This is a genomic window from Desertibaculum subflavum (genome assembly GCA_003576705.1).
Taxonomy (GTDB): domain Bacteria; phylum Pseudomonadota; class Alphaproteobacteria; order Ferrovibrionales; family Ferrovibrionaceae; genus Desertibaculum; species Desertibaculum subflavum.
In genome coordinates this window covers 1-12914 of the sequence record QOZS01000051.1, presented here as the reverse complement: position 1 = coordinate 12914, position 12914 = coordinate 1, and the positions used below count along the sequence as shown (strand labels likewise).

Genomic DNA, 12914 nt, shown 5'->3' with positions numbered 1-12914 from the left:
TGAATTTTAAGGATGAATATTTGAATCCATTAATTGTCCAATTGTCAAAATCGCTTACATAAAAACGACTCATTAAGACAATTTTGGCTGAATACTTGAGTTGGTACGGCGGTTGCTTAGCTCCAGAGAGCAAGAGACGCCGGCGCCCCTCGCGGTGACGGGTCGCTGCCAATCAGGAGTTCAGATCCAATGCGGAAGTTCGGTTTGATTGCCACGTCGGCAATTGTCTATGTGGGAATGGTCGCGTCCGGCTCGGCCGCGGTGATCTACGGCGGCAAGTTCAGCGGCACGGATTGCAGCGGCAAGGGCGGCTTCGATCTCTGTTATGCCGATACCAACGGCACCTATCAGGAGCCGAACGAGAGTCGGGATGGCTCGCCCTCGATCTTCAAGCGCGATGCGGGCGGCGGCCAGGATATCGGTTCGTTCGACAGCATCACCGGCGGCGAGTTCAGCGTCAGCCACAACGCCCAGACCAATGTGCTGTCCTGGACCTACACGCCGGACCTGGATGATCCGGAGATCCACTATTTCACGGTCAAACAGGGCGATGCTTATGCCCTGTTCTACGATCTAGACACGCCGATCACGAGCTGGTCCGGTGATCTCGACCTCTATTTCACCCAGCCGGGCTACTCCCACATCACCTGGTTCGATACCGGCAGCACGACGACCACAGAGGTTTCGGAGCCGGCGACCTTGGCGCTGCTTGGCGCCGGGCTGGCGGCGCTTGGCGTCTGGCGCCGTCGCAAGCCGGCCTGATCCATCCTTCTATTGGCGGCGGCCTTCACCCGAGGGCCGCCGTTTTCTTTTAGCTCGGCGCCTCAAAATTGCCTTGAGCGCACCATGATCGTTGCTTGCAATGGGCTCGCACCCGCAACCGGACGGCCCTAAGGACCTGGTAACGACATGCGCAATAATCTCGGCCGTCTCGGCGCAGCATCCGGAGGCGACATGCGAGTGCAGCCCCCCTCCCCGTTCCTGCAGGCCGGCGTGGCCATGCTGGCGGCGCTGATGCTCCTGGCGCTCCCCGCCCTCGCCGACAAGCCCGAGGGCGTCGGGGGCGGCAAAGGCAAGGGCGGCGGTGCCGCGGCGCATGGCAACAAGGGTGGTGGCGGCAAAGGCGGCAACGGCAAAGGCGGCGGCAGTGGCGGTGATCTCAACATCAACGTCGACATCCGCTTCGGCGGCGACGATCGGGTTGTGGTGCGCGATTTCTACGGTTCGATGCGCGGCTGCCCACCCGGCCTCGCCAAGAAGAACAACGGCTGCATGCCGCCGGGCCAGGCGAAGAAGTGGGCGGTCGGCCATCCGCTGCCGCGCGACGTGGTGTTCTACGACCTGCCGCACGAACTGGTGATCAAGCTGCGCCCGCCGCCTTCGGGCTATCGCTATGTCCGCGTGGCGGCCGATATCCTGATGATTGCGGTCGGCACCGGCATGGTGATCGACGCCATCGAGGATCTCGGCCGGCTCTGACACCGCCGCCGCGGTCCCGGCGGCGTCACGGCCTGTTGACCCACGGCCCCGAGCGCGTTCCCTATATTCCCCGAGGGAAGCGGTTAAGGAGCCGACATGCTGATCAAGCGGCCCAAGGGCTGGGAGCTGCCGGAACGGGCGGCGACCCCGGAAGCGATTTATCACGGGCGCCGGACCTTCCTGGCCGGCCTGCCGGCCATGCTGCTGGCGACCCAGCTGCCCGGCATCGCGCGGGCGGCGGATGCCGACCCGTCGGCGGCGCTCTATCCGGTGAAGCCGAACCCGAAATACGGGCTCGACCGGCCGATCACGCCGGAGAAGCTCGCCACCACCTACAACAACTTCTACGAGTTCGGCTCGCACAAGGAAATCTGGCGCGAGGCGCAGGACCGGCTGAAGCTCCGGCCCTGGACGGTGAAGCTGGACGGCATGGTGGAGAAGCCGATCGAGATCGGCTTCGACGATCTGCTCAAGCAGATGCCGCTGGAGGAGCGGCTGTACCGCCACCGCTGTGTCGAGGCCTGGTCGATGGCGGTGCCCTGGTCGGGCTTCCCGCTCGCGGCGCTGGTCGCCTTCGCCAAGCCGCTCGGCGGCGCGAAATACGTCGAGATGAAGACCTTCATGGACGTGAAGATGGCGCCGGCGCAGCGCCAGTCCTGGTATCCCTGGCCCTATACCGAGGGCCTGACCATCGAGGAGGCGACCAACGAGCTCGCCTTCATCGCCACCGGCCTCTACGGCAAGCCGATCCCGGCGCAGAGCGGCGCCCCGCTCCGCCTGGCGGTGCCGTGGAAATATGGCTTCAAGTCGGTGAAGTCGATCGTCAGCTTCAGCTTCACCGACAAGCGGCCGAAGACCTTCTGGGAAGAGATCCAGGGCCGCGAATACGGCTTCTGGGCCAATGTGAATCCCGAGGTGCCGCATCCACGCTGGAGCCAGGCGACGGAACGCGTGCTCGGCGCCATGGAGCGGGTGCCGACCCAGATCTACAACGGCTATGGCGAATACGTGGCCGGGCTCTACGCCGACAAGAAGGGCGAGAAGCTGTTCATGTGATATGAGGGGCGAACGCCCCCTCCATTCCTATGTGAGCGAATGCGGCCCGCCCTGGTGATCTTCGATTGCGACGGGGTGCTGGTCGATTCCGAGCCGATCTCCAACCGGCTGTTCGTCGCGCACCTGAACCGCGCCGGCTTTCCATTCACGCTGGAAGAATGCTACCGCGAGCTGCTCGGCCGCTCGATGGCGAGCTGCGAAGCGCTGCTGGCGGCGCGGTTCGGGCGCAAGTTGCCGGAGGGCTTCATCGCCGCCTTGCAGGCCGACACCTATGCGGCGCTGGCCGCCGAGGTGGAGACGATGCCGGGCGTGCCCGCGGCGCTCGATGCGCTGGAGGCGGCCGGCCTGCCCTATTGCGTCGCCTCTTCCGGCGAGTTCGCCAAGATGCGGGCGACGCTCGGCCGCACCGGCCTGCTGCCGCGCTTCGAAGGCCGCATGTTCAGTGCCACGCAAGTGGCGCGCGGCAAGCCGCATCCGGACCTGTTCCTGCATGCCGCCGCAGAGATGCGCGCCGGCCCGGCGCGTTGCGCGGTGATCGAGGATTCGGTTCCGGGCATTCGAGCAGCCGCCGCCGCCGGCATGCGCGCACTGGGCTATGCCGGCGGAACGCATGCCGACGCAGGCGGGCTCGCGGCCGAGGGCGCCGAGACCTTCAGCGAGATGTCGGCGCTGCCTCGGCTGCTCGGGATCAGCTGAACGCGTTGCCGGGCCTGGCGCCGAGCTTCTTGAAGACGATGGCCGCCGGGCAGAAGCCGGTGAAGCTCGCCTGCAGCATGTTCACGCCGGCAAAGGCGGTCAGCAGGAAGAAATAGGGGCTGACATACCAGCCGAGCGCCAGGCTGATCAGGACGACGATTCCGGCGAAGCCGAGCACGGCTTTATCGAGACACATGAGACTGCTCCTTCCAGATCCCTGACGCGGACTGAGGCAGGTCAATGCCGGTGCCGCAGGGAGTTCCATGGTTTGGTATTGACAATATATGCGTACCTTCGTATCTACGCAAGTATGAAAATAGATGCCAGCCGCATGCATGCCACTGCCGACCGCGCCAGCGACTTCCTGCGCAGCCTCGCCAACCGGCACCGGCTGATGATCCTGTGCCAGCTGATCGACGGCGAACGCTCGGTCGGCGACTTGGCGTCCGCTCTGGACCTTCGCGATTCGACGACTTCGCAACACTTGGCGCTGTTGCGGAAGGACGGCCTGGTCAGTGCCCGCCGCGACGGACAGACCGTCTGGTACTCGGTGGCGAGCGAGCCCGCCCGAGCCGTTCTCACCGCGCTCTATCAGTCCTTCTGCGGCGCCGACGCGCCGGGAGATGCCCGATGAATGGCCGATTGGCGGCGACCGCCGCCCTGCTCCTGCTGGCGACGCTGCCGGCACGCGCCGCCGATACGTTGCAGATCGCGCCCGTCAAGGTGAGCGACCAGAAGGCGGTGTTCGCCACCGTCGAGAGCGTCAACGTGGTGCCGGCGCGCGCCCGCATCGGCGGTTCGGTGGCCGAGCTGAAGGTCGATGAAGGCCAGCATGTCGAGCGCGGCCAGGTGATCGCCGCCATCGGCGACGAGAAGCTGGTGCTGCAGCTGCGCGCGCTGGACGCGCAGATTGCCGCCCTGGAAGCCCAGCTCGCCCAGGCGCAGACCAGCCTCAATCGCGCCGAGGACCTGTTTGGCCGCGGCACCATTCCCAAGGCGCGGCTGGACGAGGCGCGCACCGCCAGCCAGGTGGCGAGCGGCGCGCTGAAGGCCCGGATCGCCGACCGCTCCGTCGTTCGGCAGCAACTGGGCGAGGGCGATGTGCTGGCGCCGGCCTCCGGCGTCGTGCTGGCCGTTCCGGTGACCACGCGCTCGGTGATCCTGCCGGGCGAGACGGTGGCGATGATTGCGGAGCGAGATTACGTGCTGCGGCTCCGCGTGCCGGAGCGGCATGCCCGTTTCCTCAAGACCGGCGACCCGGTGCGCCTCGACGGCGCCGAACAGCGCGAGGGTCGCGTCCGCCTGGTCTATCCGCAGATCGAGGATGGCCGCGTGGTGGCCGATGCGGAGGTGCCGGGCCTCGGCGACTATTTCGTCGGTGAGCGCGTGCGCGTCTGGGTGTCGGGCGGGGAGCGCACGACGCATGTCGTACCAGCCGCCTTTCTCGTCACGCGGTTCGGCATCGACTATGCGCGGATCAAGCGCGGCGACGGCGTCGCCGACGTGCCGGTGCAGCGCGGCGGGCCGCTGCCCCGGCCCGATATGGCCGACGGCGTCGAGATCCTGTCCGGCCTGAGCGATGGCGACGTCCTGGTGCGGCCATGAAGCTCGGCCTGTCCGGCCGGCTGACGCAGGCCAGCATCCGCTCGCCGCTCACCCCGCTTCTGCTGATCGCCAGCATCGTCTTCGGCCTGATCGCGCTCGCCCTGATTCCGCGCGAGGAAGAGCCGCAGATCAGCGTGCCGATGGTGGACATCCATATCCGCGCCGACGGCCTGAAGGCGCCGGATGCGGTCGAGCTGGTCACCAAGCCGCTGGAGACCGTCGTCAAGGGCATCGACGGCGTCGAGCACGTCTACAGCCAGACGGTCGACGACCGGGTGATGGTGACAGCGCGCTTCATCGTCGGCACCGATGCCGATGACGCGATCCTGCGCGTGCACGAGAAGATCCGAGCGAATTTCGATCGCATTCCGGTCGGCATCCCCGAGCCGCTGATCGTCGGTCGCGGCATCAACGATGTCGCCGTCGTGGTTTTGACGCTGTCGCCGCGGCCGGATCTGGCGGATCGCTGGTCGGACAAGGACCTTTATCAGCTCGCCGACGAGCTGCGCGCCGAGCTGATCAAGGTCGACGATGTGGGCCTCAGCTATATCGCCGGCGGCCGGCCGGAGCAGATCCGGGTCGAGCCGGAGCCGGAGAAGCTGGCGCTGCATGGCGTCACCCTGCAGCAGCTGGTCGCCAAGGTGCGCGATGCCAACCGCTCATTCCTGGCGGGACGGGTACGCGATGAGGGCGGGGCGCGCATGGTGGTGTCCGGCCAGACGTTGCAGGGCGTGCCGGATATCGGCCTGTTGCTGCTCACTACCCGCGACGGCCGGCCGGTCTACGTACGCGACGTGGCCCGTGTGGTGGTCGGGCCGAGCCCCGAGGAGCACCGCGTCTGGACCGAGATGCCGGAGGCGGGCGGTGCGTGGCGGCGGACGCCGGCGGTCAGCCTTGCCCTTGCCAAGCGGGCCGGCGCCAACGCGGTGGTCGTGGCCGAAAGCATCCTGCACCGGGTGGAGAGCCTGAAAGGACCGCTGATCCCGGACGGGATCGTGGTGACGGTGACGCGCGACTACGGCGAGACGGCGAACGACAAAGCCAACGAGCTGCTGTTCCATCTCGGCCTGGCGACAATCTCGATCGTGCTCCTGATCGCCGTGGCGGTGGGCTGGCGCGAGGCCGTGGTGACCCTGGTGGTGATCCCGACCACCATCCTGCTCACCATGTTCGCCGCCAACCTGATGGGCTACACGATCAACCGCGTCAGCCTGTTCGCGCTGATCTTCGCCATCGGCATCCTGGTCGACGACGCCATCGTGGTGGTGGAGAACATCGCCCGCCACTGGGCGATGCGCGACGGCCGCTCGCGCCTGCAGGCGGCGGTCGAGGCGGTGGCGGAGGTCGGCAATCCGACCATCGTGGCGACCCTGACCGTGGTGGCCGCGCTGCTGCCGATGCTTTTCGTGTCGGGGCTGATGGGCCCCTACATGGCGCCGATCCCGGCCAACGCCTCGGCGGCGATGCTGTTCTCGTTTTTCGTCGCGGTCGTCGTGGCGCCCTGGCTGATGCTGAAGCTGGCCCCGCGGGGCGAGGCGACGGCCGCAGAAGGCCACGGCCACGACGGCGGCCTTCTTGGGCGGCTCTACCGCCGGGTTGCGACGCCGATCGTGCGATCCCGCCTGCGCGCCTGGATCTTCCTGCTCGCCGTGGGCGGCGCGACCATCGCCGCCTGCACGCTGTTCGCGACCAAGGGCGTCACGGTGAAGCTGCTGCCCTTCGACAACAAGTCGGAGTTGCAGGTCGTGGTCGATCTGCCCGAGGGCGAGAGCCTGGAAGCGACCGAGCGGGTGCTGTTCGCCGCCGCCGAGATCGCGCGGCAGATCCCCGAGTTGCGCTCGATCCAGGCCTATGCCGGCACGCCGGCGCCGTTCAACTTCAACGGCCTGGTGCGGCACTACTACCTCCGGCAATCGCCCGAGTTGGGCGAGTTGCAGCTGAACCTCGCACCGAAGGACCAGCGCAGCCGCGCCAGCCACGACGTGGCGCTGGACCTGCGCCGGCGCCTCGCCGGGCTTGCGGCGCCCGACGGCACGGTGATCAAGGTGGTCGAGGTGCCGCCGGGACCGCCGGTGCTGGCAACCTTGCTGGCCGAGATCTACGGGCCCGACGCGGCGACACGCCAGGCCGTGGTGGCCGAACTGAAAAAGGTCTTCGCGCAGGTCCCCTATATCGTCGATGTCGACGATTCGATCGGCCGCCCGGCGCCGCGGCTTCGCCTGTCGATCGACCAGGACCGGCTGGAATTCTTCCGCGTCGAGCAGCGCGACGTGTACGACACCGTGCAGGCGCTGTTCGGCGGCATTCCGGTCGGGTACTCGCATCGCGGCGCAGGGCGCAATCCGATCGAGATCTCGATCCGCCTGCCGAAAGCCGACCTTGCCTGGACCGAGCGCCTCGCCACCACGCCGGTGCCCGCCAACGCCCTGCCCGGCGACCGCGCGGTGGTCGAGCTCGGCGATGTCGTGCGCGTCAGCCGCGAGCTCGGATCCGCCACCATCTTCCGGCGCAACGGACAATTCGCCGACATGGTGATGGCGGAGCTTGCCGGCGCTTTCGAGGCGCCGATCTACGGCATGATCGATGTCGCCGACCTGATCGACCGGCACGACTGGGGCGCTCTGCCCAAGCCGGCCATCGCCCTGCACGGCCAGCCGGCCGACGAGGCCCGGCCGACGCTGCTGTGGGACGGCGAATGGGAGATCACCTATGTCACCTTCCGCGACATGGGCGCCGCTTTCGGCGCCGCCATCCTGGCGATCTATGTCCTGGTGGTGGCGCAGTTCGGCAGCTTCCGCCTGCCGCTCGTCATCCTGACGCCGATCCCGCTCACCCTGATCGGCATCGTGACGGGGCACTGGCTGTTCAACGCCCCCTTTACCGCCACCTCGATGATCGGCTTCATCGCGCTGGCCGGCATCATCGTGCGCAACTCGATCCTGCTGGTCGATTTCATCCGCCACGGTGCGACCGGCGAGAAGACTCTGCGAGAAATCCTGCTGGAGGCCGGCGCGGTCCGCTTCAAGCCGATCCTGCTGACCGCGCTGGCGGCGATGATCGGCGCGGCGACCATCCTGCTCGACCCTATCTTCCAGGGCCTCGCGATCTCGCTTTTGTTCGGCCTTGCCTCCTCGACGCTGCTGACCGTGCTGGTCATTCCCGCGATCTACGTCGTGCTGCGCGACGCCGACCATCCGCCGGGCATGCCGGCCGCCTGATCCGACCTCCCGCCTGACGCAAATAGAAGGCGGCGAGCGGGCTCGTCGAGCGTCCGGGGCGCGTGCCATAACCTCCGACTCGGACTAAGAAATCCGGCGGCCGGAAAATTTGTGGCGGGGCGGTTGCGGGCGGCGTAAGCCCTTCCTATATCCCGCACAACTTCGTCAATGGCCAGTCGCTGGACTGGGAATTCCGCGGGGTTCCGCCTGGTGCCGGGTTCGGGCCGGCCGGGACTGCCGCAGCAAGGAGCGGACAACATGGCCAAAGTGATCGGCATCGACCTCGGCACCACGAACAGCTGCGTCGCGGTGATGGAGGGCAAGAACACTAAGGTGATCGAGAATTCCGAGGGTGCCCGCACCACCCCCTCGCAGGTCGCCTTCACCGGCGACGGCGAGCGACTGGTCGGCCAGCCGGCCAAGCGCCAGGCGGTGACCAACCCGGACGGCACCATCTTCGCGGTGAAACGCCTGATCGGCCGCAATTTCGAGGACCCGACGGTCAAGAAGGACATGTCGATGGTCCCCTACAAGATCGTCAAGGCCGACGGCAGCAGCGACGCCTGGGTCGACGTGCGCGGCAAGAAGTTCTCGCCGTCGCAGATCTCGGCCTTCATCCTGCAAAAGATGAAGGAGACCGCCGAGGCCTATCTCGGCGAGACGGTGACCCAGGCGGTGATCACCGTGCCGGCCTATTTCAACGATTCCCAGCGCCAGGCCACCAAGGACGCCGGCAAGATCGCCGGCCTGGAAGTGCTGCGCATCATCAACGAGCCGACCGCGGCGGCGCTGGCCTACGGCCTCGACAAGCAGGAAGGCAAGACCATCGTCGTCTATGACCTGGGTGGCGGCACGTTCGACGTGTCGGTGCTGGAGATCGGCGACGGCGTATTCGAGGTGAAGTCGGTCAACGGCGACACCTTCCTGGGCGGCGAAGACTTCGACATCCGGATCGTCGATCACCTGGCGGCCGAGTTCAAGAAGGAGCAGGGCATTGACCTGCGCAGCGACAAGCTCGCGCTGCAGCGCCTGAAGGAGGCGGCCGAGAAGGCGAAGATCGAGCTGTCGTCCTCGATGCAGACGGAGATCAACCTCCCCTACATCACGGCCGACCAGAGCGGCCCGAAGCACCTGACCATGAAGCTGACCCGTGCCAAGCTCGAGGCGCTGGTCGAGGATCTGATCCAGCGCACCATCCAGCCCTGCAACGCCGCGTTGAAGGATGCCGGCCTGAAGCCCGGCGATATCGACGAGGTGGTGCTGGTCGGCGGCATGACCCGCATGCCGAAGGTGATCGAGACGGTGAAGAACCTTTTCGGCCGCGAGCCGCACAAGGGCGTCAATCCGGACGAGGTGGTGGCGATCGGCGCGGCGATCCAGGCCGCGGTGCTGAAGGGCGAGGTGAAGGACGTCCTGTTGCTCGACGTCACGCCGCTCTCGCTCGGCATCGAGACGCTCGGCGGCGTGTTCACCCGCCTGATCGAGCGCAACACCACGATCCCGACCAAGAAGTCGCAGACCTTCTCGACCGCCGAGGACAACCAGACCGCGGTGACGATCCGCGTGTTCCAGGGCGAGCGCGAGATGGCGGCCGACAACAAGCTGCTCGGCCAGTTCGACCTGGTCGGCATTCCACCGGCGCCGCGCGGCGTGCCGCAGATCGAGGTAGCGTTCGACATCGACGCCAACGGCATCGTCAGCGTCCACGCCAAGGACAAGGCGACCGGCAAGGAACAGCAGATCCGCATCCAGGCCTCGGGCGGCCTCAGCCAGTCCGAGATCGAGAAGATGATGAAGGATGCGGAAGCGCATGCGGCCGACGACAAGAAGCGGCGCGAACTGGTCGAGGCCCGCAACCAGGCGGACGCCCTGATCCATTCGACCGAGAAGTCGCTGGCCGAACTCGGCGACAAGGCGCCGGCCGCCGACAAGTCCAAGGTCGAAGCCGATATCGCCGCCCTGAAGACGGCGATGGAAGGCGACGACGCGGAGGAGATCCGCAACAAGGCGAACGCGCTGGCGCAGTCGTCGATGAAGATCGGCGAGGCGCTGTACAAGGCGCAGGCCGAGCCCGGCGCGACCGCGGCGGGCCCCGGCACCGAGCCCGGCAGCGGCCCGCAGGGCAAGCCGGACGAGAACGTCGTCGATGCCGATTTCGAGGAAGTCGACGAAAAGAAGAAGAAGGGCTCCGCCTGAGGCGGCAGGCCATGACGACAAGCGGCGGCACCCACCGGGCGCCGCCGCTTCGTCGAGGGGCTCGTGATGGCTAAGCGTGACTACTACGAAATTCTAGGGGTCGCCCGCGATGCGGATGCGGAGGCGATGAAGCGCGCCTTCCGCAAGGAGGCGATGAAATGCCATCCCGACCGTAACCCGAACAACAAGGAAGCCGAGCAGAAGTTCAAGGAACTGAACGAGGCCTATGACGTCCTGAAGGACGACCAGAAGCGCGCCGCCTACGATCGCTTCGGCCACGCCGCCTTCGAGGGCGGGATGGGTGGTGCCGGCGCGCGCGGCTTCGACTTCACCTCGACCTTCGCCGACGTGTTCGACGACCTATTCGGCGAGTTCATGGGCGGCCGCCGCGGCGGCGGCCAGTCGGCGACCCGCGGCGCCGATCTGCGCTACAACCTGGAGATCAGCCTGGAGGACGCCTTCAAGGGCAGCAGCGCGAAGATCCGGGTGCCGACCTCGGTCACCTGCGAGACCTGCAACGGTTCCGGCGCGGCCGGCGATGCCAAGCCGAAGCCCTGCGGCACCTGCCACGGCCACGGCAAGATCCGCGCCCAGCAGGGTTTCTTCACCATCGAGCGCAGCTGCCCGACCTGCGGCGGCGTGGGCCGGGTGATCGAAAACCCATGCCGCGTCTGCTCCGGCGCGGGCCGCGTGCACAAGGAGAAGACGCTGGCGGTCAACGTGCCGGCCGGCGTCGAGGACGGCACGCGCATCCGCCTCGGCGGCGAAGGTGAAGCCGGTTTGCGCGGCGGCCCCCCCGGCGATCTCTACATCTTCCTCGCCATCGCGCCGCACCGCTTCTTCCGGCGCGAAGGGCTCAACGTCTACTGCCGGGCGCCGATCAGCATGGTGACGGCGGCGCTCGGCGGCAATATCGAGGTGCCGACGCTCGACGGCTCCCGCGCCAAGGTGGCAGTCGCCGCCGGTACGCAGACCGGCCAGCAGTTCCGCCTCAAGGGCAAGGGCATGCCGGTGATGCGCGGGCACGGCCACGGCGACATGTTCGTCCAGGTCATGGTCGAGACGCCGGTCAAGCTCTCCAAACGGCAGAAGGAGCTGCTGGAGGAATTCCAGAAGGCGGGATCCAAGGAGAACCAGCCGGAATCCGAAGGCTTCTTCGCCAAGGTCAAGGAATTCTGGGACGACCTGCGCGAGTGACGCCGCGTTAACCATGTGACGCCTAGCATCCCCGAAGCCACAGGGTTCGGGGACCATGCGCTCGCAGGATTTCGTCGTTCTCATCGCGCTCGTCGCGCTGGCCCCGTCCACCCCGGCGGCCGCGCAGGGCTCGCCCGCTTCGGCGGTTCAGCTGGCGCAGGCGACACAGACTGCCCCTGCCCGCGCGCTCGGCCAGCGGATCGGCGTCGCCGGCGCGGTGCGCGGCGAGGTGCGTCTCGCGCCGCACGACCTGCCTGCCGATGCCATCGGCCAGATCGCCAGGAGCGGCGACCCGATTCGACTTGGCGACCGCATCCGCAGCGGGCCGGCATCCGGCCTGCAGATCATGTTGCTGGACGAGACGGTGTTCTCCATCGGTCCGGATGCCGAGATGACGGTCGACGAGTTCGTGTTCGATCCGTCGACCGATGCGGGCTCGGTCGCAGCGACGATCGGCAAAGGCGCGTTCCGCTTCATCACCGGGCGCGTCGCCGCCAAGGACCCGAAGCGCATGAACGTGCGGGTGCCGCAGGCCACCATCGGCATCCGTGGCACCATCGTGGCCGGCCTGGTCGGCCCGCTCGAATCCGAGATCGTGCTGCTCGGCCCCGGCCCGGAGAACGACGCCAATGCGACGATCGGCGCCATCACCGTCAGTAATGCGGCCGGCAGCGTCGGCATCGCACGCGCCGGCTTCGCCACCACGGTCGGCCTGCAGGCGCCGCCGACGCCTCCCGTCCTGCTGCCGCCCGAACGGGTGCGCAACATCACGGCGCAGTCGAATGCCTCGATCGCAGGCCGGCCGGGCCCGCAACTGGCGACGGCGCCGGGCCAGCCCGGGAACGGCCCGCCGCCGCTGCAGAAGTCGCCGGATGCCGGCCGCCCGCCGCCACCGATCCTCGGCCCCGGCGGGCCGATCAACCGGCCGCCGCCCCTGCTCGGGCCCGACCCGGCACAGCTGGCACAGCAGCAGCAGGCGACCATCACGAGCTATGAGCAGCTGCGCTCCGTCACCAGCGGCACGGTGACGCTGGCGCTCAATCCGGTCACTTTCAACGTGATCAGCGGATCCGGCAGCGGCTTCTTCGGCTTCTCCGCCAATATCGATTTCGGGATGCGCACCCTCAACCTCAACGTCAACGCCAACTACACGCTCGGCGGCACGCCCTATAGCGGCCCGGTCTACAACGAGGGCGGCGACTACACGCCGAAGATGGGACCGGTGAGCAAGGTGGTGACCACGGCCAATCCCGCGAACTTCAACGCCGGGTTCCTGGGCACCGGGCAGCAGGCGACGGTCACCTTCGATCTGCGCAACAACAACCTGACCGGTCGCATCGCCGACAATCTGAAGGTGGGGCTGACGGTTTCCGACGGCACCAACACGCTGAGCGCGGCCGGGGTGGCGGCGGCGCCGCCGCCCTAATGTCGCGAGGCGGCGGCGCGCGCCGCGCGGCGACCGCCGGC

General features: G+C 67.5%; 11 protein-coding genes. 10 read left to right on the top strand and 1 reads right to left on the bottom strand.

Going from position 1 to position 12914, the window contains the following annotated elements:
• Positions 1–189 precede the first annotated feature (189 nt).
• The 4 genes from DT074_RS21925 to DT074_RS21910 all read left to right on the top strand — a co-directional run bounded on the left by DT074_RS21925 (position 190) and on the right by DT074_RS21910 (position 3231).
• Positions 190–762, top strand: a complete 573-nt coding sequence (locus DT074_RS21925; RefSeq protein ID WP_119422005.1) for a PEP-CTERM sorting domain-containing protein — start codon at positions 190–192, stop codon at positions 760–762.
• A gap of 192 nt (positions 763–954) precedes the next feature.
• Entirely contained in the window at positions 955–1479 is a 525-nt protein-coding gene (locus tag DT074_RS21920; protein ID WP_368744839.1) for an RcnB family protein, read from the top strand.
• Positions 1480–1575: 96 nt separating this feature from the next.
• The gene (gene msrP, locus DT074_RS21915) at positions 1576–2535 is read left to right on the top strand and encodes a protein-methionine-sulfoxide reductase catalytic subunit MsrP (RefSeq protein ID WP_119422003.1); all 960 of its coding nucleotides are present in this window, start codon (positions 1576–1578) and stop codon (positions 2533–2535) included.
• A gap of 39 nt (positions 2536–2574) precedes the next feature.
• Positions 2575–3231 carry an HAD family hydrolase gene (locus DT074_RS21910; RefSeq protein ID WP_119422002.1) on the top strand — a complete coding sequence of 219 codons (657 nt, stop codon included), beginning with the start codon at positions 2575–2577 and terminating at the stop codon, positions 3229–3231.
• Here DT074_RS21910 and DT074_RS21905 read toward each other — a convergent pair.
• Complete coding sequence (locus tag DT074_RS21905; RefSeq protein WP_119422001.1) at positions 3224–3427, bottom strand: YgaP family membrane protein; 204 nt, start codon at positions 3425–3427, stop codon at positions 3224–3226. The two genes, DT074_RS21910 and DT074_RS21905, sit on opposite strands and share 8 nt — an antisense overlap.
• A gap of 114 nt (positions 3428–3541) precedes the next feature.
• Here DT074_RS21905 and DT074_RS21900 point away from each other — a divergent pair, with 114 nt between their 5' ends.
• The 6 genes from DT074_RS21900 to DT074_RS21875 all read left to right on the top strand — a co-directional run bounded on the left by DT074_RS21900 (position 3542) and on the right by DT074_RS21875 (position 12873).
• A complete protein-coding gene (locus DT074_RS21900) occupies positions 3542–3865 on the top strand; it encodes an ArsR/SmtB family transcription factor (RefSeq protein ID WP_119422000.1) in 324 nt (107 codons plus the stop codon).
• Complete coding sequence (locus tag DT074_RS21895; protein ID WP_119421999.1) at positions 3862–4836, top strand: efflux RND transporter periplasmic adaptor subunit; 975 nt, start codon at positions 3862–3864, stop codon at positions 4834–4836. Before DT074_RS21900 ends, DT074_RS21895 begins: the two co-directional genes overlap by 4 nt.
• Positions 4833–8054: an efflux RND transporter permease subunit gene (locus DT074_RS21890; RefSeq protein ID WP_119421998.1), complete on the top strand. Its 3222-nt coding sequence runs from the start codon at positions 4833–4835 to the stop codon at positions 8052–8054. The genes DT074_RS21895 and DT074_RS21890 overlap by 4 nt, the downstream gene beginning before the upstream one ends.
• Before the next feature lie 258 nt (positions 8055–8312).
• Entirely contained in the window at positions 8313–10250 is a 1938-nt protein-coding gene (gene dnaK, locus DT074_RS21885; RefSeq protein ID WP_119421997.1) for a molecular chaperone DnaK, read from the top strand.
• Between the two features lie 66 nt (positions 10251–10316).
• The gene (dnaJ, locus tag DT074_RS21880; protein WP_119421996.1) at positions 10317–11447 is read left to right on the top strand and encodes a molecular chaperone DnaJ; all 1131 of its coding nucleotides are present in this window, start codon (positions 10317–10319) and stop codon (positions 11445–11447) included.
• 55 nt (positions 11448–11502) lie between these two features.
• Positions 11503–12873, top strand: coding sequence for a FecR family protein (locus tag DT074_RS21875; protein WP_119421995.1), 1371 nt, complete (start codon positions 11503–11505; stop codon positions 12871–12873).
• Positions 12874–12914: the final 41 nt, after the last annotated feature.

Bases quoted from the DNA above. Each gene is read 5' to 3' on its own strand.
- dnaJ (WP_119421996.1), top strand. From the start codon at position 10,317: ATGGCTAAGCGTGACTACTACGAAATTCTAGGGGTCGCCCGCGATGCG.
- DT074_RS21905 (WP_119422001.1), bottom strand. From the start codon at position 3,427: ATGTGTCTCGATAAAGCCGTGCTCGGCTTCGCCGGAATCGTCGTCCTG.
- DT074_RS21890 (WP_119421998.1), top strand. From the start codon at position 4,833: ATGAAGCTCGGCCTGTCCGGCCGGCTGACGCAGGCCAGCATCCGCTCG.
- DT074_RS21875 (WP_119421995.1), top strand. From the start codon at position 11,503: ATGCGCTCGCAGGATTTCGTCGTTCTCATCGCGCTCGTCGCGCTGGCC.
- DT074_RS21925 (WP_119422005.1), top strand. From the start codon at position 190: ATGCGGAAGTTCGGTTTGATTGCCACGTCGGCAATTGTCTATGTGGGA.
- DT074_RS21910 (WP_119422002.1), top strand. From the start codon at position 2,575: ATGCGGCCCGCCCTGGTGATCTTCGATTGCGACGGGGTGCTGGTCGAT.
- DT074_RS21920 (WP_368744839.1), top strand. From the start codon at position 955: ATGCGAGTGCAGCCCCCCTCCCCGTTCCTGCAGGCCGGCGTGGCCATG.
- DT074_RS21900 (WP_119422000.1), top strand. From the start codon at position 3,542: ATGAAAATAGATGCCAGCCGCATGCATGCCACTGCCGACCGCGCCAGC.
- msrP (WP_119422003.1), top strand. From the start codon at position 1,576: ATGCTGATCAAGCGGCCCAAGGGCTGGGAGCTGCCGGAACGGGCGGCG.
- DT074_RS21895 (WP_119421999.1), top strand. From the start codon at position 3,862: ATGAATGGCCGATTGGCGGCGACCGCCGCCCTGCTCCTGCTGGCGACG.
- dnaK (WP_119421997.1), top strand. From the start codon at position 8,313: ATGGCCAAAGTGATCGGCATCGACCTCGGCACCACGAACAGCTGCGTC.